This window comes from Streptomyces sp. NPDC058683, from assembly GCF_042716195.1.
GTDB lineage: Bacteria > Actinomycetota > Actinomycetes > Streptomycetales > Streptomycetaceae > Streptomyces.
In genome coordinates, this window is sequence record NZ_JBHXSK010000023.1 from 67,684 (window position 1) to 90,008 (window position 22,325).

Genomic DNA, 22,325 nt, shown 5'->3' on the forward strand with positions numbered 1-22,325 from the left:
GCATGGACCGAAGACCGTATCCGAGCGACCTCTTGGACGAGCAGTGGGCGTTGATCGAGCCTATGATCACGGCCTGGAAACAGGACCGGGTGGGCCGTTCGGCGACCGGGGACCCAGGCGTCTGCGATCTGCGGGAGGTCGTGAACGCGATCTTCTATCAGAACCGGACAGGCTGTCAGTGGCGCTACCTGCCCCATGACCTGCCGGCCTGGTCGGCGGTGTTCTACTACTTCACGCTCTGGCGCCAGGACGGTCTTGACCAGCGGATCCAGGAACTCCTGTGCTGCCAGGTGCGGGAGAAGGCCCGCCGATTAGAGGACCCGTCCCTCGTGATCATCGACACCCAGTCCGTGCGTGCGGCTGCGGGAGTTCCGAAGACCACGACGGGACTGGATGCGAACAAGAGGACGCCGGGGCGCAAGCGGGGACTGGCTGTCGACGTGCTGGGACTGATCATCGGCGTTGTCGTCCTGGCCGCCTCCGCCCATGACAATGCCGCCGGTACCGTCCTGCTCGGCCTGGCGGCCGAACGGTGCGGGAACCGTCTGGAGAAGGCCCTGGTGGACCAGGGCTTCAAGGACGAAGTCATCATCCACGGTGCCCTGCTCGACATCACCGTCGAGGTTGTCCGCCGCAACCCGGCCGACCAGGGCAAGGGCTTCGTCCCGCAGCCGAAGCGGTGGGTCGTCGAGCAGGTCAACGGCACCCTGATGCTGCACCGGCGCCTGGCCCGCGAGTACGACCACCGGCCCGAGAACTCCGCCTCACGCGTCTACTGGGCCTCCACCGCGAACATGTCCCGTCGCCTCACCACACCCGCCCCGGCCTGGCGCGACACCCTCCGGGCAGCCGCGTGAACATCACTGAGTTCCTGACCGATCTCCAGACCCGCCACGACGAAGCCGTTGTCCATGCTGATGAACTCCGTGGTCACATAGAGGACTTGACCGGCGCACTTGCCGAGACGGAAGCACGCCTCACGGAATTGGCCACCGCCCGGAAGGTCATCGCCGAACGCGCGCCGACCGACGACGGAGGCGAGCTCGATCCGCCCGAGCCGGCCACTGCCTACCAGGCCATCATGAACGCCTTCAACCAGCACCCCGACCAGGCATTCCGGGTCCGTGAACTACACGAACTCCTCGGCATGCCCACCGACGATCCGGCCATGAACGTCACCCGCAGCCGCCTCGGACGCCTCACCCGTCAAAGCTTCCTCACTCAACCCGGACGAGGCCGCTACAAACGGACTTGACGTCCTCTGAGGGTGCGTCAGCCCACGACAGTGGCTGTCCGCACTTGCCGGAGGCCCTTCCACATGCGGGGCGGTGCTCCTGCGGATTCACGGAATATCACCTCCGCCCGTGTCGGCCGCGAGCCCGCGCCCCCTCAGGGTCCGGTGTCATCCCCACGTATGACACGGCTTCGCGCGGTCCGACCGAAGTCGCCATCGGAACGGGAACTGCGGCTGACTTCACGGCCCGCTTACGCCGGGACGATGGAACGGTCCCCAGAAAGCAGTACCCCTACGGACAAGCGAGCGTCGTGAGCGTCGCCGGACCCAGTACGGCTGTGGCCGGCCTCGGTGCCGTGGGACTACCGATAGCGAGAGGAAGTACCGAAGATGGCCAAGCTGCAGAGCCTGGACCCGATTACGCCGATGTTCGCGCAGTTCAAGGAGAAGACCGGGCCCATCGTCCTGGCCAACACCTTCTTCGTTCCGAAGGCGAGGACTGAAGCATTCCTGACCCTCTTTCGGAGGCAGGCGGAGTTCATGAAGGCTCAGCCGGGATTCGTCTCCCTGCAGATGCACAAGGGAACGGCGGACAGTCAACTTCTGATGAACGTCGCGGTCTGGGAGTCGACCGAGGCTCTCGCCACGGCGTTCGGCAGCCCGGAGTTCCAGCGCATGGCTGCCGAGTTCCCCGACGACATCGTGTCGTACCCGCACATCTTCGAGCAGGTCGACGTATGACACAGCAACTGTAGAGGCGTGACCGTGCTCGGCAGCGACTCCGCCCTGCACGGCACCGTCCCCTTCCATGGTCGACGGGTTCCTCGCCCCCGCTCTCGTCCACCGCGGCAGTTCACGTCCGCCGAGTTCGAGGTGGAGGCCAAGATCCTCGCCCACGACGGCGAAGTCCGCCCGCTACCGTGAGGGGCGAGCCGATGGCGAGATGCCCCGGGGGCGGGGCCGCACCCCGACAAGGTGTTCCGCGTCCGTGGATCTGCACGAGTACCTCGGCCTGCCCACCAACGAGCCCTCGATCAACGTCACCCGCTCACGCCTGGGACGGGCCGTCCACCAAGGACTCCTCGAACAACCAGCACGCGGAATATCGGAAACGGACTTAACGCCCTCTGATGGATCTGCCAGTGCCGGGCATTTTCCTCCCGAGCCCGTTCGAGAAGATCATCGGCCTCGGCGTCCCAGGTGCCGGGTATGACTGCCGGTACGCTGCGCAGTTACTCCTGGGTAGAGCCGGAGTTGCCGCGCGGCATTGTCTGCGCGTCGTGAGCGGCGGCACGGATACCGCTGATGACCTGGAGCAGGCCGGGACCGATCTCGGCCCAACCGATCAGGAGCAGCGGGCCCACGGCATCGAAGGCCGCCCGCCCGTACGCGCCCGCGAGCAGCGGTTCGGTGACGTCGAGGGCGAGGGTGAGCAGACTGGCCAGGACGTGTGCACGGCTTCTCTTGAGCAGGACGCCCAGGTAGCCCAGGGTGACGGCCTTGGTGACCGAGAGGCGGGGCAGGAAGAGTGCCTGGGGGATCACCGGGATCAGGCCGAGCCCGGCCACGATGTAGAAGGCCGCGCGCCAGCCGAACTGGTGGCCCAGGGATCTCGGCGCCGGCACTGCCGGTGCTGCTCTAACGCGTCAACCGGTGAGCAGCCCTGCAGAGCCTGAGCCTGACCTTCGTGATGGCCGATGTACTGGCCGGTCTGGCTCCCAACTACCCCACCATGCTGGGCGCCGGCACCCTCCTTGGCATTGGCATCGGCGGCTTCTGGGCCATTGCGGTAGGGGTCGGCACCCGTCTGGTTCCCGAGCAGCTCGGGCCACGGGCCACCGCCCTCATCTTCGGCGGCATCTCCATCGGCACCGTCGTGGGCGTGCCCGCAGGCCCGCATCCCCGGGGCGGTGATCATGGTTCCCGCGGTGCCCTCGGACACGTACAGGTCGGCGGCGACGTCGCTGAGCAGGCCCACGGGCAGGAACTCGTTGGTGACGAGGGTGAAGCTGCCCACCGCCACGGACAGGACCGCCAGCCAGGCTCTCCTGGCGGCCCTTGTGTCAGGCGGCGTGGACTCTGCGACGCTCGTGGTGGTCATTCCCTGCTCGTCCCGCCGGCTGGGGTGGTGGCAGCGCCGGCCGGGCGGGAGGAGGCCCGCGGCCTCCTCCCGCGGCGGTCAGGCGCCGACCTGAATGTCCACCTGGTCGGTGTAGAAAGCGACGTGGCCAGCGATGGCAGCGACAAAGTCGTACGGCTCACGGTAGGACCACACCGCGTCGGTGAGCCCGCCTCCGGGGAGGGCGATGCCGTAGTAGGACGCGTCGCCCTTGTAGGGGCAGTACGTCTGGGTGGCGCTGGATGTGAGCATCGACTGGTCGACGTCGTCGAGCGGGATGTACTGGACGGGCGGGTAGTTGGCCTCGCGCAGGGTCAGGGCCCGGGTGGTGTCGGCGACGATCTGTCCGCCGGCGCGCGCCACGACGCGCACGCCGGTGGGCTCGATGGTGATCGGATGGTCGGGACCGGGGATCTTGGGTTCCCGTGTCGTCGTCATGGTCTTCTCCTCAATTCCTGGTGGTGGGTGGTCTAGCCGGAGATGAGGTCGAACTCGTTGCCCTCGATGTCGGCGAACGTGGTCCACCGGGCGCCGCCGCGCACGACTTCGTGGAGCTTGGTCGCCCCGAGAGCGAGCAGACGCTCGCTCTCGCCCTCGTAGTCCCTGGTGATCAGATCCGGGTGGAACCGGTTCTTGACGGCCTTGGCCTCCGGCACCTGGTGGAAGGCCAGCCGTGGTCCGCTGCCGGGGTCACCGGCCTCCACCACGGCGTCGTGCTCATCCGCCCCGTCGGCGACTGTGCGGTCCAGAACCGCGGCCCAGAACTGCGCCGCGCGTACGGCGTCGGTGGCGTCGAACGACACGCCGAAGAAGGTGCTACTCATGCGCTGCTCCCTGCATTGAAGAGTGATTAGACCAGTCTGTTCACTCATTGCTTCAACCGTAGGAGCGGCTTATCGAGGTGTCAAACGCCAGATGAGACGCCTTGGTGTCCTTGTCGAGTTGACGAGACTAGACCGACCTGTTTAGCTGGATAGCGAAAGAAGACAGACCGGTCTAACCAAAGCTAGAAGGGTCGCGATCATGTCCGAGTCGCAGACAGCCCTGGTGACCGGCGCGACGTCCGGCATCGGCCGGGCCGCAGCGCTGAAGCTCGCCCGGGATGGATTCAAAGTCCTGGTCCACGGACGCGACACCGACCGTGGAGCCGCAGTGGTCAAGGAGATCGAGAGCGCAGGCGGCAGCGCCGAGTTCCTCGCCGCCGACCTCGCCGATGTCGGTGCCGTCAGCCAGCTTGCGGCCACGGCCGGGGATATCGACGTTCTCGTCAACAACGCCGGGTTCTCCTGGTTCGGCCCCACCGCCGACCTGGAGCCCGACACCTACGACGCGCTGTTCGACGCCAACGTGCGCAGCGCCTACTACCTCACGGCTGCCATCGCGCCGGCGATGGCCGAGCGCGGCGAGGGCGTCGTGATCAACCTGGGCAGCATGGCCGGGCAGGTCGGCCTGGCGGGTGGCGCCGCCTACAGCGCCACCAAGGCCGCGCTCACCTCGCTGACCCGGTCCTGGGCCGCCGAGTACAGCCCGCGGGGTGTGCGGGTCATCACCGTCGCCCCCGGACCGGTCTACACCGGCGGCTCCTCCAAGGAGCGCCTCACGGCCCTGGGTAAGACCACGCTCCTGGCCCGCACGGCGGAGGCCGAGGAGATCGGAGACGTCATCGCATTCCTGGCCTCGCCGGCCGCCGGCTACATCACCGGCGTTGTCATCCCCGTCGACGGCGGACGCACCTCCGTCTGACCCCCACCGCTACAGAAACCGAGCAAAGCAATGGACAACCCCGTCGTACTGATCACCGGTGCCCTCACCGGCATCGGCCGCGCCGCCGCCGTCGCCTTCGCCAAGCAGGGCGCGAACGTGGTCGTCACCGGACGCCGCGATGAGGCCGGCAAGGCCCTGGTCGAGGAACTGCGTGCGGCCGGCTCGTGGGCCGAGTTCATCAACGCCGACGTCCGCAACGAGGACGACGTACGCGCCATGGTCGACGAGACCGTCGCACGGTTCGGCCGTCTGGATGTTGCGGTGAACAACGCCGGCACCGAAGGCCGGCCCAGCCCGATCACCGACCAGAGCGCGGAAACGTACAACGCGACGTTCGACACGAACGTCCTGGGCGTGCTCCTAAGCATGAAGCACCAGGTCCGCGTCATGCAGGAACAGGGCAGCGGCAGCATCGTCAACATCTCCTCGACCTACGGGCACGAGGGCGCGGCCGGGGCCTCCGTCTACGTCGGCAGCAAGCATGCCGTCGAAGGCATCACCAAGTCGGTGGCCCTGGAGGTCGCCGCCTCGGGAATCCGCGTGAACGGCGTGGCCCCCGGCCCCACGGACACCGGCATGCTGACCCGCTTCACCGGCACACCGCAGAACAAGGCAGCCCTGGTGAGCGAGGTCCCGCTGGCCCGCCTCGGGCTCTCGGAGGAAGTCGCCGACGCGATCGTGTTCATCGCATCGGAGCAGGCGTCGTTCATCACCGGCCACATCCTCAACGCCGACGGCGGCCACAGCGCCAACTGATCCGCTCGGGTGCAGAGCATCCCTGTGTACCCGGACGGCCAACGTGCGGCTGCCGGAAACCGCCGCCCGGCTCACCACCTCACCTCCACACGCTGATCCAAGGAGAAGCGCCACCGTGCCCGATCACACCCACGACACCGCCCCGACCCAGTTCGTCGAGGCCGGCGGCATCCGTTTCGCCTACCGGCGCTTCGGCAACACAGCCGCCGGTCGGCCACCGGTCGTGTTCTTCCAGCACTTCATCGGCAACCTGGACGACCACGACCCGGCGATCAGCGACGGATTCGCCGCCGACCGCGAGGTCATCCTGTTCAACAACACCGGAGTGGCCTCCACCAGCGGCGATGTCCCGGACACCATCGAGCAGATGGCCACCGACGCGGGCAGCTTCATCGACGCCCTCGGGCTGACGAGTGTGGACCTGGTCGGCCACTCCATGGGCGGCCTCGTCGCCCAGCAGGTCGCCATCCAGCGCCCCGACCTGGCCCGCAAACTGGTCCTAGTGGGCACCGGCCCGCGCGGCGGCGTGGGCATCGGCGAGACGCCGGCGGATACCGCCGCACTGTTCACCGTCAAGCTGCCCCGGCAGGAAGACATGTGGCTCCCGGTCCTCTTCGCGCCGACCGAGACCAGCCAGAAGCTGGGCCGCGCATACGTCGATCGGATCGTGGCCCGCAAGGACCGCGACGACTCCGCGTTCGGCGAGCAGGTCTACGCCGGCCAGGGCACCGCCATCCACACCTACGGCGCCACGAAGGACCCCGCGTACTCGGTCCTGAAGAACATCACGATCCCGGTCCTGGTGGTCAACGGCACCGACGACATCATCATCCCCACGATCAACTCCTACATCCTCCAGCAGTTCCTCCCGGACGCCGAGCTGATCATCTACCCGGACGCCAACCACGGCGCCCACTTCCAGTACCCCGAGCGGTTCGTCACCCACACCAAGCTCTTCCTCGACCGCTAGGACACGGCGGCCAGGTAGCAGGCCCCACAGAGCAGAGGCGGTCACCGCAGCACGGTGACCGCCTCTGCTCGTCAGCGAGGGAAGACAGGTCTGTCTGGCTCTGTTGGACCGGGTAGGAGCGGAATGAGTCCCCGCGCGGAGCGGTAAACTGGACCGCCAGTCTGAAAGAAGGAAGCCATCATGCCCACCAAGGCCAACGCCTCGAAGCCGTCCGTGCGTGAACGTCTGCTGGCCGCCGCCGACGAGCTGTTCTACAGCGAGGGCGTGCAGAGCGTCGGCATCGACCGCATCGTGCAGAAGGCCGGCGTGGCCAAGGCATCCCTCTACAACCTGTTCGGCAGCAAGGAAGAACTGGTCCAGGCATACCTCGACGCCCGCCACGCCAACACCCGTGACCAGGTCGAACGCGCCCTGACCCGGTTCCGGACGCCACGCGAACGTCTGCTCGGAGTCTTCGACGCGCAAGGCCAGCTGTTCACCGAACCCGACTTCAACGGCTGTGCGCACATGACGGCCAGCGCGGAGGCGCGGCACGGCGGCCCCGTCGAGGGCGCCGTGGACCGGTACCGGCTGTGGGTGCGGACCATGTTCACGGATCTGGCGCGGGAGGCCGGCGTCGCCGACGCCGAGGGCTTGGCACGGCAGCTGCACCTTCTGTACGACGGCGCGGGGGTCTCGGCACGGATGGACCGCGACCCGTCCGCGGCGACGACCGCCCGCGCGGCAGCCGCGGCACTGTTCGACGCCGCAGTCAGGAACAAGGAACTGGTCGACGCCGGACAGTAATCCGGTGAGACGCCGAAGCCCCCACTGAGAACCAGCTCGACCGGGGCGCCCGAGGGCAGTCACTGCGGTCCCGGAACGCTGGGCGGTGGAAGCGCCGACGGATTCCTGACCTCCACACCCATTCACGGATGAAACACCGCGAGAAACAGCAAGCCCCTGCCCGCCACGACCCGAAGATCCTGGGGAACCCGACCACCGCGCCGGGACTCCACCATGCCGAACACCGAAATCACCTCGGCCACTCGGCAGCTACCCCGCAGCGACCCCTCATCACTCCAACCGAAACGGCGAGGCGGGAGAAGGGCTGCTGTACTGGGCATCGACGGCACCTGGGAACGTGTGCTCACGGCGCTGCTCGCCCAGGCGGGGAGGGAGCAATGCGTCACGTCGCCCTGGCCTGTCGGCTCTGTCGATCCGATGCTTCCGCTCCGCGCCGGTCACTGCGACTCCTAGGATGAAGCGTTGCCGGCTGCCCTGGTGGCGTGCGGGGAAAGCCGGTGCGGTGGCGGTGGTCAGCCGACTGAGGGTTGGGTGCTGCGCTGCTGCGGCCTCCGCCCCGCCGGATCGTTCCGTTGCGTGCGGCCTCTGAGAACGAGACCCGGATCGGGGGCGGCCTGTTCGCCGCCGCCCGCGCCGCCCACCCCTGCACCCGGGAGGTCGGAGCTTTTCGTCGGTGCCCAACGCCTGGGACCTGGGGCGCGGCGAGCTGTATCGGGCGACCGTGCGGCCGCCCAGATCCGGGGGACCATGGAAGCACTGCGAGGTACAGGGTACGCAGGCCACAGCCTGAAGCCGGCGCAGGGCGGCGTGTCGCGCTGGCAGGCGGAGGGAGTGCTTGGATGAGGACAGCCGATCCCTTCGGTACTGAGGGTGACCAGCCGGATTCCGGGCCGAGACAGCCGCGTGAGTTGCTGGATCTGCTCAGTGTCGCAGCTGTGCTGCTGGATGCCGAGGGTCGGATCGTGCTGTGGAGCCCGCAGGCCGAGGAGCTGTTCGGCTACACCGCGCAGGAGGCGCTGGGCCAGTACGCGGCGCGGCTGCTGGTCGACGAGCAGAACTTCGACCTGATGATCAGGCTGTTCGCCGAGGTCATGAGGACGGGCCAGGGATGGGCCGGCGCCTTCTCCGTCCGGCACAAAGACGGCAGAACCCGGTTGGTGGAGTTCCGCAACATGCGGCTGTCGGACGACCGGGGTGACTTCTATGCCCTGGGCATCGCCACCGACGAGGCGGCCCTGCGCCAGGTGGAACGAGACGTGGCCCTGTCTACGCGGCTTGTCTCGCAGTCCCCGATCGGGCTGGCCGTCTTGGACACCGACCTGCGGTACGTGGCCGTCAACCCGGCGCTGGCGCAGATCAACGGCATCCCTGCCGAAGACCACCTCGGGCGACGAGTCCGCGAGGTCCTGCCCTTCCTGGAGATCGATGCGATCGAGGCCGCACTGCGGCAAGTCCTCACGTCCGGAGAGCCCGTGATCGACCAGCACAGTGTGGGGCGCACTCCCGCCGACCCCGACAGCGATCATGCCTGGTCCGTCTCCTACTACCGGCTCGACGGTCCCGGCGGCCGGGTACTGGGGATAGCCATCGTGTTGGTGGATGTCACCGATCGCCACCGTGCCCGGCAACGCTTGGCCCTGATCGCCGACGGCTCTGCCCGTATCGGCACCACTTTGGATGTGGAACAGACCGCCCGCGAGCTGGCCGACGTCGCCGTCCCTGAGCTCGCCGACATCGCGGCCGTTGACGTCCTGGACTCTGTCCTGGACGACCGCCAGCCGACGGCACCCGGCGCAGGCCGGGCACTCTTCCGTGCCCTCGCCGTGAAAGCCGCATACCCCACCGAGGCCGTCCGCGCCGCCGACCCTGCCGGCCACCTCGCCAGCTACGGCGCGGAGCGCCTGGCCACTCAATGCGTGCGGACCGGCCGCCCCATCCTGATACCCCACGTCGGCGAGCGGGACCTGGCACGTATCGCCCGTGACGCCGAGGCCGCCGCCATCCTGGCCCGCGCCGGCATCCACAGCTATCTCCTCACGCCCCTGATCGCCCGCGGCGAGGTGCTCGGCACCCTGGGCCTCACCCGCGCCCGCAACCCGCTGCCTTTCGACAACGACGACCTCACCCTGGCCGGTGAACTGGCCGATCGAACCGCGGTGTGCATCGACAATGCCCGTCTGTACCAAGGCGCACGCAACACCGCGGTCACCCTCCAGCGCAGCCTGCTGCCCGACCTCCCAGCGCAACAGACGGGCCTGGAGATCGCCTCCCGATATCGGCCCGCCGGAACGACCATTGAAGTCGGTGGCGACTGGTTCGATGTCATCCCTCTCACGGAAGACAAGACCGCGCTGGTCGTGGGCGATGTGATGGGCAGCGGCATAAGCGCCGCCACCACCATGGGACGCCTGCGCACCGCTACCTCCACCCTGGCCGACCTCGACCTCCCTCCCACCGAAGTGCTGCACCACCTCGACAAGATCACCGCCGGCCTGGAGCAGTACGCCACCTGCGCCTACGCCATCTACGACCCGCACCGCGCCCTGTGCCACATCGCTGTCGCCGGACACCTGCCCCCCGTGCTGATACGCACAGGCGAGCCCCCCGAACTGCTCGATCTGCCCACCGGCGCACCCCTCGGGGTCGGCGGTGTCACCTTCGAAGTCACCGCCTTCGGCCTGGCCCCCGGCGACCAACTGGTCCTCTACACCGACGGCTTGGTCGAGACCCGCCACCACGCCATCGACGAGCGCCTGGACCTCCTCCTCCAACTGCTCCACAGACCCGACCGAACCTCAGAAGAAACCTGCGACCGGCTCCTGGACGCACTGCGCGATCCGGACGACCACGACGACGTCGCCATACTCATCGTCCGAGCCCGAGCCCGGCCGCGGCCCTAGAGGTCGTCCGCCACTCCAAGGACAAGGTCAAGGACGCCCCCACCGTTGACGTCGACGCCGGGTGCCACCTGTCCGAGGGCGAAGAACACCGCCTGTACGAGCACTACGGCATCGACTGGGACGCCGCCTGGCAGCGGGCCGAACAGCCCGGAACCGCTGGCTGGGCCCGCACCGACGCCGAGACCGGAACCGCCGGCACCAGCACCGGCACGGAAGCCACCGGTGATGCACATCGGCACCGAACACCAGGAGTTCTGCCGGGCCCGGCAGCGCAAGTGCGTCGTCACCGAAGAGGTGCAGCAGACCGTCCCGTCCGCCACGAAGAGGCACGCGTCGAACGCGAACCGGTCACCGAATCCACCTGTGAGGCCACGGCAGGCCCGGACGTCAGCGAAGCCGAGCACGAGGTGACACTGCACGTCGAGCGGCCCGTGGTGGACACCAAGGCCGGGCCGGTCGAGCGGGTCCGCCTCACCACCGACCAGCGCACCGACGAGGAAACCGTCACCGGCGAGGTCCGCAAGGAGAAGATCGAGACCGACGTACCCGAAGACAAGCGCCAGCGGTAACGACCGTTCCACATGGGCGCAGGGCCTCGAGGCTGGGTGAAGCCGTGGCCAAGCACCCCAGTGGCACATCACGTTTCCTGTGACCTCCGTACTGCGCGCCTACGCTCGCCCCGACTGGTCACGCCCGCTTCCGACGGTCGTCGCGCCGCCGGATGGCCCCAGCCGCGGTCCGCCCTGCGCGCGGAGCGGGCCGCCGACGCGCGGGGTATGGGATTCTGGCAGACACGCGGACGGGGCGGACAACGGGAGTGGGGCTGGCATGCGGGAGGCGTACCACGAGGAGCTGGCCTCGTTGGGCGAGGGCCTGGTGGACATGGCGAACCTGGTCGGTTCGGCCATGGGCCGGGCAACCAGCGCGCTGCTGGACGCCGATCTCCAGCTCGCGGAAAGCGTGATCTCCGCTCACGCCAAAGCTGATGACCTGCAACGCGATCTGGAGGACAGAGCGATCGCGGTCCTGGCACGCCAGCAGCCGGTCGCCACCGACCTGCGGGTGGTGGTCACCTCGCTGCGCATGAGCGCTGACCTGGAACGCTGCGCGGTCCTGGCCCAGCATGTGGCCAAGCTGGCCCGGCTGCGATACCCCGGGCATGCCGTGCCGCAGGACCTGCGCCGCACGATTCTGGAGATGAGCCAGCTCGCACAGCGCCTGATGGCGCAGGCCGCCGACGTCCTCGTCACCCACGACCTGGATGCCGCGCTCCAGATGGAGCAGGACGACGACCGGATCGACGAACTGCACCGTTCGATATTCCAGCACCTGATGGACGACCGCTGGCATCACGGAGTGGAGACCGCCGTCGACGTCACCCTGCTCGGCCGCTACTACGAACGGTTCGCCGACCACGCCGTCTCCGTCGCCCGCCGCGTGGTCTTCCTGGCCACCGGCGAACACGCCGACGAACTGGCCACCGACCCACCCGCAGCGCACGCCCTGACTACACCCCGTAACCATTTGTAGACCGAGGGCCACCTAGACAAGCCAGAGGCGTTCCGGGGCAACGCTGGGCGACGGCGGGTCGGGAAGATGAGCGGCCAAGCAACGCTTACCCGTGCCGGCAGCAGGTCTCACCAGGGCCGATACGGTCTCTCAGGTGATCGCGTCTTCCACCGTCGGCCGGATGTCCAGGACCTTGTCCGCGCCGGTCGGCTCCAGTACCCGCTGGAGCTGAAGCGCGGGCCTGGCCAGACGCAGGCGGTGGCCACGGTGGAAGTTCAGCAGCACGTTCAAGACGGTGGAGTCTGCGAAGGTCACCCCGACCGCGTCCACGACGACCATCGTGTGGGTGGTGGCCGCGTCCTGCAAGGCCGACGCCAGGAGCGGGGCGGAGTCGAGGTCGAAGGCGCCGTGGATGGCCACCACCCACGCTTCCTCCCGCTCGTGCTGGGTCAGGTGAAGCAGCGACGCCGCGGGTGACGTGGTCGGGGCCGCCCGGCTGTCGCCGCCGTTCGCGGAACTCATGCAGGTGAGTATGCCGTGAGGATCCAGCACCTGCGAGTGAACCGCTCCGGGTCTGATGGAGGCTCCGGACTGTCCCGCGTTGGGTGGAGTCGAGTTGCCTGGTTTCAAGCTACTGGCGGGGTGCGGAGTTCGTACCCCACCGAGCTGAGCATGCCCAGGCCGACGTTTCCCCACCTCGCGGGCAGTCACCGTGCTGTCGAGCGGACTACCTCCGGGTCGTATCCACGGCTGCGACAACTTTCCAGAGGACTCCGTCTGTTCCCTGGACGAGTTCGGCACATGATCTGTATTGGGCTTCGGAGAGCAGGTCAGTATGCGCCGCCGGGTTTCTGTACATCTTGGTCAGTATCCGCACATCTTCAGGAAATCCGTCTTCCTTGAACAGCCAGTCGGATCTCGGCCATCGGCCAGCGAGAGTACGCATCCCTGACGCGATCGGGCTGATTGCCGAGCGAGGGGACCCAGCCATGGATCGCATGAAGTAGCCAAGGGTGCCCAGCTCCAGGGGTTTCCCGTTCTTGCAGTACTGGGCCATGCGCTGAAAACTGCGGTCGCGCAGGTCGTCCCCCAGTTCCATGCCGGACACGGCTGTGCTCAGCGGTTCGCAGATCAGCCGGACAGCCTCCAGCTCAACGGCCTTACACAAGCCGATAACCGCAGCCGACCAGTCAAGTTCCGTGGCCGTTTTCACAGCAAATCCATCCGCCACGGCGGCAGCCGTCGCCAACATGGTGAGCGCAGGGGCCGACAAGAGGGAGGATCGGGATTCACGGGCCAGCAGAACAGCGCGGGCTCGCTCCACCTCAGCTTCCCCGGACAGGCTGCCGAGGAGGCGAATGAGCTCGACATGGCGTTCAGAGTCGCTGAGTTCTCCGGCTTTGATCTCCCAGATGGACAGGAGTCGCCCGTAGCAGGCATTGCACAGCAAGAGATTCCACTCATCGTGGATGGATACCGTCAGTTTGGATTTCTTGTCCCTGCCGCATCGGCAGCAGGTGAATGTTGTCGCCATCGCAAGGCGGTACTGGTGCATAGGGCCCCGCGGCGGGTACTTCTTGACCACCTCGAAACGGAACGGACTTGCTCCCTGACCCACGTTCACCAGCCCCTCCCCGTACATGACAGCCAGTTGTACCGTGTCTCCCGCGGTGTCGCACGTCGCCGGCACCGGTGACCGGCCGGCAGGTGGGCAGCGCCGCGGGAAAATTCGTCCGCTTCCAGGATCGCCGAACAACCGGCACCGTCGAGCGAGTTGTCGTACGAGCTGACGTGTCCCCGCGCGGTCAAGCAGCCCACGTGGACGGTGCAGACCGTCCACCGGCCGCTGCGCCGCACCGACTCCGACGCGCTGGACCGGGAGATACGGGCTCACGGACCGATGCCCGAAGCGGTCTCGCGGTCCCCAACACCCCAGCGGATCTTGGAACGGTTCGGTTTCTGCTGAGGGTGGAGTGATCCACAAGATCCATAGCGGGCAGCAGGCGGGCGCTGATAGTAGTCGGCCATGGCAGCAGATGTGTGGACCCCTGTGATTTCGATGGCCGGTGTAACCGTGGGCGGTGCGCTGACGTACCTGACGCAACGCACCACGCAGCGGACAGGCGACCGGTCTGAACAACAAAGGCGGGCTGCGGCGCTGGCGGAAGAGCGACGTGCCGAACAAATCAGGACCGTGCTGGAGTTCATCCGGTGCGCACTGGAGGCCGAGGGCGTGGCGCATGCACGGCCCTCACGGTGGGAGGTCGGTGACGAGTGGTACGTGACGGCCAGGCCGGCAATGGACGGTCTTCGTATAGCCGAGAAAGGCGTCGAACTGCTGTGTGCCCCCGGCATGCACACACCGACGACCGCCTACGCCCGCGCCCTCAATCAGGCGGTCTGGCAGGAGCGTGACGATGAGAGCCTGGCCGAGCGTCTGGAACCGTTCAAAGCCGAGTTCCTCGCTGCCGCCCGCCGAAGTCTGACCTGACACGGATCAAGATCGTCCCAGTCGGCCCGCACGTCTCACCATGACCAACGGTTGTTGCGCCCGTCTCCGCATCGGCCGGGGACCAGTGCCCGGCCAAGGAAGCAGATCATGATCGCCGCAGCCCTAGCCGTCATCGGGACGTTCCTCGGATCGATCGTCACCGGCACTTTCCAACACCTGGCGGCCGGCCGGGCCGAACGCGCGGCCGACCGCCGAGCAGTTGCGCCGCGACCGGCTCGACGCCGTGACCACACTTGCCTCCGCCGGCTCCGACCACCGTCGGGCCCTGTGGATGCGCGGAGAGGCTCGGCATCGCGGCGCCGGCGACGAGGAGCTGGAGGAACTGCGAGCCACATCTCCTATCACCCGCTCCGCGATCACCCACCCCCTGGTTGCACTGCGGCTCCTTGCGCCCGACCCGCCTGTCCACGCCACCGCCCAGGCGATGGTCGTCGCCACCTACCACATGGTCGATGCCGTCACGAGCATCGAGGACGTGATCAGTGAGCGCACGCGATGGGCTGCTCGGACCAGATGGTCTTGCGGTTCTGGCCATGGCGGCACCCCCAGCGCTCGGCGAGTTGGGCGACGAGGAACAGGCCGCGTCCGCCCTCGTCGGTGGTGCGAGCGCGGCGCAGACGGGGTTGGGCGCTGTTGGAGTCGGTGACCTCACAGACCAGAACATGGTGGCGGATCAGTCGCAGCTCCGCCGGCGGACAGCCGTAGCGGATCGCGTTGGTGACCAGTTCACTGACGATGAGTTCGGTGGGGAAGACGAGGTCGTCCAACCCCCACGCGGTGAGTTGGCGGGTCGCCCATGACCGGGCCTCGGAGACGGCAGCGGGATCGACCGGTATCTGCCAGTGAGCGGTGTCCTCCGTGTGTACGGCGCGGGTGCGCGCCAGCAGTAGAGTCGCGTCGTCGCACGGTGCTTCGTCCACCAGATCGTCGAGGAGGGCCCTGCCGGTCTCGTCCAGAGCGCGGTCCGGGCGGCAGGACGTGGCGAGCGCATCGGTCAGCCGCCGGAGCCCGTCGTCGATGTCGTGCGCGCGTCGGTGGACCAGGCCGTCGGTGTAGAGCGCGAGGACGCTGCCCGGCTCGAGGTCGATCGTGGTTGTCTCGTACGGCATGCCGCAGACGGCGAGGGGTGGCCCCGGGAGAATGTCGACAGCTTCGGCGGTTCCGTCGGGCCGGACGAGCACGGGCGGTGGGTGCCCGGCACTGGCCATGGCGCAGCGTCGGGTGACAGGGTCGTAGACCCCGTAGAGGCAGGTGGCACCCATGGCGTCGTGGCTGCCGGGTGATGCTTCCGCTGCGAGACGCTGGACCAGGTCGGCGATCCGGGTGAGCAATTCGTCCGGCTCCAGTTCGAGGTCGGCAAGCGTCTGGATGGCGGCGCGCAGACGGCCCATGGTGGCGCTCGCGGGTATGCCATGGCCGATCACGTCTCCAGCGACGAGGGCCAGCCGGAGAGAGGGCAGGCTGATGGCGTCGTACCAGTCGCCTCTGGTGCCCGCTCCACGACCTGTCGGCAGGTAGACGCCGGCGGTCTCAGCTGCAGGGGTGTCGGTCGTGGCCGGAGGAAGCAGGCTCTGCTGCAGGGTCATGGCCGCTCTGTGCTCGCGCGTGTAGCGGCGGGCGTTGTCCATGGCGAGCGCCCCCCGCGAGGCGATCTGCCTCATCAGGTCCACCTCGTCCTCGGTGAACGGTTCGGACAGGCCGGTACGCCAGACCACGATCGCGCCGAGGGTGAGGCCGCGGGCGTAGAGCGGTGCCACCATCACCGCATGGGCGTCGTGCGGGAGGAGCTGCTCGACCAGCTGCCGTCCGCCGATCAGCGCGCCGAAGTCGTCCGGGCCGTAGACGACCGTCTCGCCATGCTGGAAGCGGCGCAGGAGCGGGTGGTCGGACAGTGGTGGGACGAGGTTGCCGCGCTTGATGCCGGCCGGCCACGCTGCAGTGGCCGGCACGAGAGCCGCCATGCGCAGATGCAGATCTCCTCCGCCCAACCGTTCGGGGGGTTCGTCGCCGTCGAAGACGGCCTGCGCAAGGTCGACTGCGGCCAGATCCCCGAAGGCGGGTACGAGTACGTCCGCGAGGTCGTGCGCGGTCCGCTCGACATCCAGGGAGCGTCCCACGCGCTCGGCAACGTCGCGGGCGAGGTCCAGTTGCCGGCGGGCACGCAGTTGGTCCGTGTCGTCTATGTACAGGGCTGCGACCCCCGTGGGGCGTCCTCGCGCGTCCTCCAGACGGAAGGCGGACAGCGACAGTGCGTGCCGCCGCATCGCATGGTGCCGCCAGCTCACGTGCTGGTTCCTGCCGAGCACCGGGATGCCCGTCTCGAGGACCTGGCGCAGTACCGCCTCGATGCTCTCGGCATCCTCGGCGCACAGCACGTCGTGCAGCCGGGTGCCCGGCTGTACGGGACGGCCGTCGAGCGTCTCTGGCATGGCGTTGGTCTGCACAGTGGTGAGATCTGTGTCGTGCAGAGCGATCGTGATCCGGTTCTGTGCGGACAGTGCGCGCAGGAGCACTGCGCCGTGCTGATGGTCGGCGGCGTGAAGGGTGGGGGCCGCGAGCACGAGGAAGTCCGCCGAGCCGCTCACCCGTGTGGTCCGGAAGGTGACGTCGATCGTGCTGCCACGATGGTGCCGCAGTCGTACCCGGCCGGTCGCCGGCAATTGAGTGGCCCTGAGCAGGTCGCGCGGGAGGTCGGCCACCAGTTCCCGCACGGGGCGGCCGTGGACCTCGTCGGCGCAGAACCCGGTCAGGTCCTGTGCGGTCCCGGTCCATCCCACGACCTTCCCTTGATCGTCGAGTACGGCGGCGGCGAGACCGTCGAAAGCGTAGGGCCTGCCGCTGAGGCCGATGTCGGAGACGCTCGTCACTCCTCGGGAGGCCCCTACCAGGTCGGCGTTGTCAGTATTCGATGTGTCCATGTCTGTGGCTTCCTTTGCGAGAGCCCACGGCGCCCAGAGGGGATCCGGTGGCGGCTGTCGGCCGCCGACGCGTCAGAGGGCGTCGGCTGTGGAGGGCAGGTCCTGTTCGGCCCAGACGACCTTGCCGTCTGCTGCGGAGCGGGAACCCCACCTGCGCGACAGCCGAGCCACCAGGGAGAGGCCGCGGCCGTGCTCGTCGAGCGTGCGGGGATGGCGTGGGCGTGGCTGGCCGGTGCTCGTGTCGGAGACTTCACACGTCAGCACCCGGTGCTGGATGAGCCGTAGGCGGCTCGGGCCGTCTCCGTGGCGGATCGCGTTGGTGACCAGTTCGCTGACGATCGACTCCACGGGTGTCACGAGCCGCTCCAGCCCCCATTCCCTGAGCTGACGGGCGGCCAGGTGCCGGGCTGTCGGGACGGTGACGAGTTCGTTCGGCAGGTCCCAGGAGGCGACCTGTGCGGGGCGCAGTGCCCGGGTCCGCGCAAGGAGCAACGTGACGTCGTCGGCCGGTGCCTGGGTCGGCAAGGTGTCCATCGCCCGCGAGCACAGGTCCTCCAGGGAGGCACCGGGCTGTGCCAGGGCGGCACCCAGGCGATGCAGGCCGGCATCGATGTCCTCGTCGCGGGACTCCACCAGGCCGTCGGAGAAGAAGGCGAGGACACTTTCCTCAGGTAGTTCCAGTTCCACGGATTCGAAAGGCACGAGGCCGAGACCGAGGCCGAGCGGGGCTCCTGCGGGCAGGTCGGGAATGGTGACCTTGCCCTGCGCGTCGACGATCAGGGGCGGGGGATGCCCGGCCCGCGCCATCGTGCACCCTCGGGTGACCGGGTCGTAGACGGCGTACAGACAGGTGGCACCCACCACCGCGGGCACCACGTCGGAAACGTCGGCGTCCTCGTCGTTCAGTCGCCGGACCGTGTCGTCGAGGCGCGCCAGTAGTTCGTCGGGGGGCAGGTCGAGGTCCGCGAGCGTTCGCACGGCGGTGCGCAGCCTGCCCATGGTCGCCGCGGCATTGATGCCGTGTCCCACCACATCGCCGACGACAAGGGCCACCCGGGCGCCGGACAGCTCGATCACATCGAACCAGTCACCCCCCACACCGTGGTCCATGTCGGCCGGCACATAACGCGAGGCGGCCTCGACGGCAGCACCGCCCTGCACGCGATGAGGGAGCAGGTCGCGTTGCAGCGTGAGGGCGGTGGTGCGCTCGCGCGCGTACTGCAGCGCGTTGTCCAGACACAGCGCGGCCCGGGTGACCACTTCCTCGGCGAGGAGCAGATCGTCCTCCTGGAACGGCGTCTGTTCCAGAGAGCGGCCGAACAGCGCCAGTCCCAGCACACAGTGCCGCGCACGGATGGGGACGACCATCAAGGAGTGGACGCCGCTGTCGCGTACCTTCTGCGCCCGCACCGGATCGTGGTCGACCCAGGGGCCGGCATGGGTGTCCAGCACTGGCTCCAGGTACGACCGGCCGGTACGCATGGCGGCGGCGAACGGGGACTCCGGGTGGGGGTGGACCACTTCTTCGCGCGCCCACGGCAACTCCAGGACGCCCAGGTCGACGGAGGCCAGACCGGCACGGCGCAGCAACTGCGGACGGCCACTCGTCGTGCCGATCCGTGCCGGCGGCTCAACGATGAACGGAACCGACTCCACCAGATCGACGAGGGCGTGGTCGGCCAGCAGGGGCACCGCGAGCTCTGCCAGTTCCTGCCCGGTCCTCATGACGTCGAGGGTGCTCCCGATGTGCGTGCTGGCCTCGCTGAGGATGGCGAGGCGCTCCCGCGCCCGGCGATTCCCGGTGACGTCCACGGTCATGGAGCACACGCCCAGTGGCATGCCGTCAGCGCCCTGGAGGCAGAAGAACGAGGCCGAGAACGCGTGCTCACGGGGCCGGTCCGCAGGCGGCCACGCACGGTACTCGTGCACCGTCGTCGTGCCGCTCTCCAGTACCTGCCGCATCACCACCTCGAGCGCTTCGGCCTCGACGGCGGGCAGCGAGCCCTTCAGACCGCGCCCGAAGCGTCGGTGACGAGGAACGCCGTCGTGTCGCTCCATGGCGTCGTTCACCCACACACAGCGCAGCTGCGGGTCATAGACGACGATGCCGATCGGTGCGCGGGCAAGCAGCGACTCCCGCACCGGTCCATTGCTGGTTGCCCCCGAGGACAGGGAACCGATGTCCGTCACGGACACCAGCCACCGGGTGCCGCCGTCCTGCCCTCGCAGCAACGAGACCCACAGCGTCATCCTGAGCGTGTGGCCGTCGCGGTGGCGTATCGCCGCGGTGCCGGACCAGCCACCCCGCGCACGGCACTGCCCGGCGAACGCCGAAGCCCTCCGGACGTCCTCGGGAGGCGGCAGCACGTGTGCGGCGGACCGGCCCACCACCTCCCCGGCCGAGTAGCCGACGAGCTGCTGAGCGGCATGCGTCCACCCCACCACGGTGCCCTCGGTATCCAGCATCGCTATCGCGGCGTCGGGCATCTCACGGGGGGTCACCGGCTCGGCGAGGAGGGTGTGGTCAGTGTTGGTCATCGCGGTCCGTCCCATCGGTGCGGAAGTAAGAGCGCCGGCACTTGGCCCGGCGGCCCTGTGTGCAGCCGTGGTGAACGGCGTCGTCCCGGTGAGCGGCACACGATGCGGTACATCCTGAAGTGCACAATATGACCACTTCTGATGAAATAGTCAGATGTAATCGCTCCGGCGTCAAGACCCTCATGTTTGATCAAATAATCAGATGTCCGGGCTGACGCTCACCACCCGGCGCCCCGTCCCGCTCGATCGGGATGAGGGCGCCGTGGCCGCGCGGTTCAGAGTTGGATGGGCAGGTGGCGGGGCCCGCATGGCATGGCGTTCTGCCGGTGCGGGGCGGGTCTTCGACCAGGCGGGCGCCGCCGAGGCGGGAAGCAGCGCCCCGAGCGCGGCGTACGCCTCGACGCGGGCCAGGGGGCCGCCGTAGCAAGTTGCCGGCGCCTCGGTGACCCACACCACTTCGATGTTTCCATACAACGTATGGTATTAATTACGAGGAGATTCCATACAGCGTATGGAAATTCTGACTCGAACCACGCCAGGCACTACACATCGCCTGCCCGTACAACCGGGCGGTGCAGATCACGCCAATCACGAAGGAAAGATCATGAAGAAGCTCACGAAACGCATCGCTGTCACCGTTTCCTCCGTCGCGGTCGCGGGTGTCGCCGTTCTCGGCGCCGGGAGCACCGCCTCGGCCGCGACTCCTGCGCCCGCACACGTCCACCGCCCGGCTCTCAGCGCCAAGGCCGCCGACTACCAGTGGGACCACGGAGTCGGCTACCTGCTCGAACAGGGCTGCTCCTGCGACGGAATCCGCGGCTGGCACCAGGGCCGCCACAGCACCGATTCGACCCGGCACGACTGCGATGGACTCTTCTACCGCGGCGGTCACTTCTACCGCTGGGAGGGCGAGGGACACGGCGGGAAGTCCGACCAGTCGTACCGGGACGACTGGTACCGCTCAGAGCACCTCGGCTGGGACGGGGAACACCACAACCGGAACCACGCCGGCTGATGAGGCAGGTTCCGCATGCGGGCATGGACCCAGGCCGTTACCCCGCCTTGAAGACCGTCGGCGGCAAGAGCGCGCTCGCCGGTCAGGGATCAGCGGTCCCCGACCGCCGCCCAGGCCGCCCGACTGAGGGCCCGGCCCTCACCGTTGCCTGCGGATACCCATCAGACGTCGCGGGCTCACGTCGCCCATCGGTCGCGATGGGCACACGAATTGCGCAGTCCGGCCGACCGGGCCCTGCTGTAACGCCCCTTCCCTCGCCGCCTCTTCGTCGCCAGCCGAGCGGCGGGGCAGCCGTGGCAGAGGCGCCTTGGAGTGAATGTCGATGAAGTCCTTGAAGACCCTCGTGCGGGGGGTGGCCGCGCAGCTTGTCGTCTCACGCGACCACTCCCTGCCCATGTGCATGCGCCTGTGCTACGAACCCACCGATCCCTACGTCGTCCGTGCCGTCTTCTTCGTCCGCGATGATGAGCCGGTCGAATGGGTCCTGGGTCGCGACCTTCTGAGTGATGGCCTGACGGGTCCCGCAGGCGATGGAGATGTCCAGGTCTGGCCGGCCGTTGGTCCTGGCGACGAGGCGATGTACATCACCCTCGGATCTTCCGCAGGCACCGCGTTGCTCGAGGTTCCCGTGCAGGACATCAAGTCCTTCCTGGAGAACACGGAGGCGCTGGTGCCACGGGGTACCGAGTCCGGACGTATCGACTGGGACACCGAACTGGCGTTCCTCCTCTCGCAAGGCTGACTGCCGTCCATTCACGCTCAGAAGAAAAGGAACGAAAGTTCATGTCCCAATACCAGCTTCGTGTCTACGCCTTGCGCAGCCCTGAGTCGCTCGCCGCCTACGAGAACATCTGGGCCAAGCACATTCCCGGTATGACCAAGCACCGGATCACCACACACGGCGTCTGGACGGTGCCCGCAGCGCCCTCCGGCGCGGCTCCCCAGCTGTACGCTCTCGTTTCCTACAGGGACGCCGACGACATGCGGGAGCGGCTGGACGCGTACTTGTCGAGTCCTGAATTCCGCTCAGACATGGAAGGCTTCGACCTCACCCAGATCGTCGACATCGCCGAGTGCGTGCTGACGCCCACCGCCGACTCGCCCTTGCGATGACGGTTGACCTTCGACAGGTGACGCAGCCAGAAGGGGGAGCGTCCTCGTGGCTCTTCCGGACCTGGACGATCTCATCGCGGAAGTCGACCGGCGATACGACACCGCACACCGCCTCGGAGGGCAGGAACAGCCCGACGGGCTCGCCCTGTTGACCGCCGCTACCGGCCTTGCTGGCCAACTCCGGGCACTGG

The 22,325-nt window shown here is 68.1% G+C and carries 23 protein-coding genes; 15 read left to right on the top strand and 8 right to left on the bottom strand.

Annotation, left to right across the window (positions count from 1 at the left end):
- The first annotated feature begins 2 nt into the window (after positions 1-2).
- The 4 genes from ACFWXC_RS25470 (at position 3) to ACFWXC_RS25485 (ending at position 2,158) form a co-directional block, all read left to right on the top strand.
- Positions 3-857 carry an IS5 family transposase gene (locus ACFWXC_RS25470; protein ID WP_384482232.1) on the top strand — a complete coding sequence of 285 codons (855 nt, stop codon included), beginning with the start codon at positions 3-5 and terminating at the stop codon, positions 855-857.
- Complete coding sequence (locus tag ACFWXC_RS25475) at positions 854-1,255, top strand: hypothetical protein (RefSeq protein ID WP_384482234.1); 402 nt, start codon at positions 854-856, stop codon at positions 1,253-1,255. Before ACFWXC_RS25470 ends, ACFWXC_RS25475 begins: the two co-directional genes overlap by 4 nt.
- A gap of 369 nt (positions 1,256-1,624) precedes the next feature.
- Positions 1,625-1,975, top strand: coding sequence for an antibiotic biosynthesis monooxygenase family protein (locus ACFWXC_RS25480; protein ID WP_384482236.1), 351 nt, complete (start codon positions 1,625-1,627; stop codon positions 1,973-1,975).
- Positions 1,976-1,993: 18 nt separating this feature from the next.
- The gene (locus ACFWXC_RS25485; protein ID WP_384482238.1) at positions 1,994-2,158 is read left to right on the top strand and encodes a hypothetical protein; all 165 of its coding nucleotides are present in this window, start codon (positions 1,994-1,996) and stop codon (positions 2,156-2,158) included.
- A gap of 308 nt (positions 2,159-2,466) precedes the next feature.
- On the opposite strand, the gene ACFWXC_RS25490 is transcribed toward ACFWXC_RS25485, so the two are convergent.
- The 4 genes from ACFWXC_RS25490 to ACFWXC_RS25505 form a co-directional block, all read right to left on the bottom strand.
- Entirely contained in the window at positions 2,467-2,802 is a 336-nt protein-coding gene (locus ACFWXC_RS25490) for a hypothetical protein (protein ID WP_384482239.1), read from the bottom strand.
- Positions 2,784-3,335: a hypothetical protein gene (locus tag ACFWXC_RS25495; protein ID WP_384482241.1), complete on the bottom strand. Its 552-nt coding sequence runs from the start codon at positions 3,333-3,335 to the stop codon at positions 2,784-2,786. The genes ACFWXC_RS25490 and ACFWXC_RS25495 overlap by 19 nt, the downstream gene beginning before the upstream one ends.
- Before the next feature lie 78 nt (positions 3,336-3,413).
- Entirely contained in the window at positions 3,414-3,791 is a 378-nt protein-coding gene (locus tag ACFWXC_RS25500; RefSeq protein ID WP_384482243.1) for a DUF427 domain-containing protein, read from the bottom strand.
- A 32-nt stretch (positions 3,792-3,823) separates the two neighbouring features.
- The gene (locus ACFWXC_RS25505) at positions 3,824-4,177 is read right to left on the bottom strand and encodes a VOC family protein (RefSeq protein WP_384482245.1); all 354 of its coding nucleotides are present in this window, start codon (positions 4,175-4,177) and stop codon (positions 3,824-3,826) included.
- A gap of 199 nt (positions 4,178-4,376) precedes the next feature.
- On the opposite strand from ACFWXC_RS25505, the gene ACFWXC_RS25510 reads away from it, so the two are divergent.
- The 7 genes from ACFWXC_RS25510 to phoU all read left to right on the top strand — a co-directional run bounded on the left by ACFWXC_RS25510 (position 4,377) and on the right by phoU (position 12,059).
- On the top strand, positions 4,377-5,096 hold the full coding sequence (locus tag ACFWXC_RS25510) for an SDR family NAD(P)-dependent oxidoreductase (RefSeq protein WP_384482246.1): 720 nt from the start codon (positions 4,377-4,379) through the stop codon (positions 5,094-5,096).
- A 30-nt stretch (positions 5,097-5,126) separates the two neighbouring features.
- Complete coding sequence (locus ACFWXC_RS25515; RefSeq protein WP_384482248.1) at positions 5,127-5,873, top strand: SDR family NAD(P)-dependent oxidoreductase; 747 nt, start codon at positions 5,127-5,129, stop codon at positions 5,871-5,873.
- A 115-nt stretch (positions 5,874-5,988) separates the two neighbouring features.
- Positions 5,989-6,843 carry an alpha/beta fold hydrolase gene (locus tag ACFWXC_RS25520; RefSeq protein ID WP_384482250.1) on the top strand — a complete coding sequence of 285 codons (855 nt, stop codon included), beginning with the start codon at positions 5,989-5,991 and terminating at the stop codon, positions 6,841-6,843.
- 180 nt (positions 6,844-7,023) lie between these two features.
- The gene (locus ACFWXC_RS25525; RefSeq protein ID WP_384482252.1) at positions 7,024-7,629 is read left to right on the top strand and encodes a TetR/AcrR family transcriptional regulator; all 606 of its coding nucleotides are present in this window, start codon (positions 7,024-7,026) and stop codon (positions 7,627-7,629) included.
- Between the two features lie 839 nt (positions 7,630-8,468).
- Positions 8,469-10,529: a SpoIIE family protein phosphatase gene (locus ACFWXC_RS25530; protein WP_384482253.1), complete on the top strand. Its 2,061-nt coding sequence runs from the start codon at positions 8,469-8,471 to the stop codon at positions 10,527-10,529.
- A 275-nt stretch (positions 10,530-10,804) separates the two neighbouring features.
- Entirely contained in the window at positions 10,805-11,098 is a 294-nt protein-coding gene (locus ACFWXC_RS25535; RefSeq protein WP_384482255.1) for a DUF2382 domain-containing protein, read from the top strand.
- Between the two features lie 259 nt (positions 11,099-11,357).
- The gene (gene phoU / locus ACFWXC_RS25540; protein ID WP_384482257.1) at positions 11,358-12,059 is read left to right on the top strand and encodes a phosphate signaling complex protein PhoU; all 702 of its coding nucleotides are present in this window, start codon (positions 11,358-11,360) and stop codon (positions 12,057-12,059) included.
- 129 nt (positions 12,060-12,188) lie between these two features.
- On the opposite strand, the gene ACFWXC_RS25545 is transcribed toward phoU, so the two are convergent.
- Positions 12,189-12,560, bottom strand: coding sequence for an STAS domain-containing protein (locus tag ACFWXC_RS25545; protein ID WP_384482258.1), 372 nt, complete (start codon positions 12,558-12,560; stop codon positions 12,189-12,191).
- Between the two features lie 205 nt (positions 12,561-12,765).
- On the bottom strand, positions 12,766-13,572 hold the full coding sequence (locus ACFWXC_RS25550) for a hypothetical protein (RefSeq protein ID WP_384482260.1): 807 nt from the start codon (positions 13,570-13,572) through the stop codon (positions 12,766-12,768).
- A 492-nt stretch (positions 13,573-14,064) separates the two neighbouring features.
- On the opposite strand from ACFWXC_RS25550, the gene ACFWXC_RS25555 reads away from it, so the two are divergent.
- Positions 14,065-14,529: a hypothetical protein gene (locus tag ACFWXC_RS25555; protein ID WP_384482262.1), complete on the top strand. Its 465-nt coding sequence runs from the start codon at positions 14,065-14,067 to the stop codon at positions 14,527-14,529.
- Positions 14,530-15,029: 500 nt separating this feature from the next.
- Here ACFWXC_RS25555 and ACFWXC_RS25560 read toward each other — a convergent pair whose 3' ends face one another.
- The gene (locus tag ACFWXC_RS25560; RefSeq protein ID WP_384482264.1) at positions 15,030-17,468 is read right to left on the bottom strand and encodes a SpoIIE family protein phosphatase; all 2,439 of its coding nucleotides are present in this window, start codon (positions 17,466-17,468) and stop codon (positions 15,030-15,032) included.
- A gap of 72 nt (positions 17,469-17,540) precedes the next feature.
- Positions 17,541-20,006 carry a SpoIIE family protein phosphatase gene (locus tag ACFWXC_RS25565; RefSeq protein WP_384482266.1) on the bottom strand — a complete coding sequence of 822 codons (2,466 nt, stop codon included), beginning with the start codon at positions 20,004-20,006 and terminating at the stop codon, positions 17,541-17,543.
- A 604-nt stretch (positions 20,007-20,610) separates the two neighbouring features.
- Between ACFWXC_RS25565 and ACFWXC_RS25570 the strand changes: the two genes are divergently transcribed.
- The 3 genes from ACFWXC_RS25570 (at position 20,611) to ACFWXC_RS25580 (ending at position 22,134) form a co-directional block, all read left to right on the top strand.
- Positions 20,611-21,021: a hypothetical protein gene (locus ACFWXC_RS25570; RefSeq protein WP_384482268.1), complete on the top strand. Its 411-nt coding sequence runs from the start codon at positions 20,611-20,613 to the stop codon at positions 21,019-21,021.
- Between the two features lie 322 nt (positions 21,022-21,343).
- Entirely contained in the window at positions 21,344-21,763 is a 420-nt protein-coding gene (locus ACFWXC_RS25575; protein ID WP_384482270.1) for an SsgA family sporulation/cell division regulator, read from the top strand.
- 41 nt (positions 21,764-21,804) lie between these two features.
- Positions 21,805-22,134 carry an NIPSNAP family protein gene (locus tag ACFWXC_RS25580; RefSeq protein ID WP_384482272.1) on the top strand — a complete coding sequence of 110 codons (330 nt, stop codon included), beginning with the start codon at positions 21,805-21,807 and terminating at the stop codon, positions 22,132-22,134.
- Positions 22,135-22,325: the final 191 nt, after the last annotated feature.

Coding starts and splice junctions, on each gene's coding strand:
- ACFWXC_RS25470 (WP_384482232.1), top strand. CDS start 3: ATGGACCGAAGACCGTATCCGAGCGACCTCTTGGACGAGCAGTGGGCG.
- ACFWXC_RS25480 (WP_384482236.1), top strand. CDS start 1,625: ATGGCCAAGCTGCAGAGCCTGGACCCGATTACGCCGATGTTCGCGCAG.
- ACFWXC_RS25495 (WP_384482241.1), bottom strand. CDS start 3,335: ATGACCACCACGAGCGTCGCAGAGTCCACGCCGCCTGACACAAGGGCC.
- ACFWXC_RS25500 (WP_384482243.1), bottom strand. CDS start 3,791: ATGACGACGACACGGGAACCCAAGATCCCCGGTCCCGACCATCCGATC.
- ACFWXC_RS25505 (WP_384482245.1), bottom strand. CDS start 4,177: ATGAGTAGCACCTTCTTCGGCGTGTCGTTCGACGCCACCGACGCCGTA.
- ACFWXC_RS25510 (WP_384482246.1), top strand. CDS start 4,377: ATGTCCGAGTCGCAGACAGCCCTGGTGACCGGCGCGACGTCCGGCATC.
- ACFWXC_RS25515 (WP_384482248.1), top strand. CDS start 5,127: ATGGACAACCCCGTCGTACTGATCACCGGTGCCCTCACCGGCATCGGC.
- ACFWXC_RS25525 (WP_384482252.1), top strand. CDS start 7,024: ATGCCCACCAAGGCCAACGCCTCGAAGCCGTCCGTGCGTGAACGTCTG.
- ACFWXC_RS25530 (WP_384482253.1), top strand. CDS start 8,469: ATGAGGACAGCCGATCCCTTCGGTACTGAGGGTGACCAGCCGGATTCC.
- phoU (WP_384482257.1), top strand. CDS start 11,358: ATGCGGGAGGCGTACCACGAGGAGCTGGCCTCGTTGGGCGAGGGCCTG.
- ACFWXC_RS25545 (WP_384482258.1), bottom strand. CDS start 12,560: ATGAGTTCCGCGAACGGCGGCGACAGCCGGGCGGCCCCGACCACGTCA.
- ACFWXC_RS25550 (WP_384482260.1), bottom strand. CDS start 13,572: ATGGCGACAACATTCACCTGCTGCCGATGCGGCAGGGACAAGAAATCC.
- ACFWXC_RS25555 (WP_384482262.1), top strand. CDS start 14,065: ATGGCAGCAGATGTGTGGACCCCTGTGATTTCGATGGCCGGTGTAACC.
- ACFWXC_RS25560 (WP_384482264.1), bottom strand. CDS start 17,468: ATGGACACATCGAATACTGACAACGCCGACCTGGTAGGGGCCTCCCGA.
- ACFWXC_RS25565 (WP_384482266.1), bottom strand. CDS start 20,006: ATGACCAACACTGACCACACCCTCCTCGCCGAGCCGGTGACCCCCCGT.
- ACFWXC_RS25570 (WP_384482268.1), top strand. CDS start 20,611: ATGAAGAAGCTCACGAAACGCATCGCTGTCACCGTTTCCTCCGTCGCG.
- ACFWXC_RS25575 (WP_384482270.1), top strand. CDS start 21,344: ATGAAGTCCTTGAAGACCCTCGTGCGGGGGGTGGCCGCGCAGCTTGTC.
- ACFWXC_RS25580 (WP_384482272.1), top strand. CDS start 21,805: ATGTCCCAATACCAGCTTCGTGTCTACGCCTTGCGCAGCCCTGAGTCG.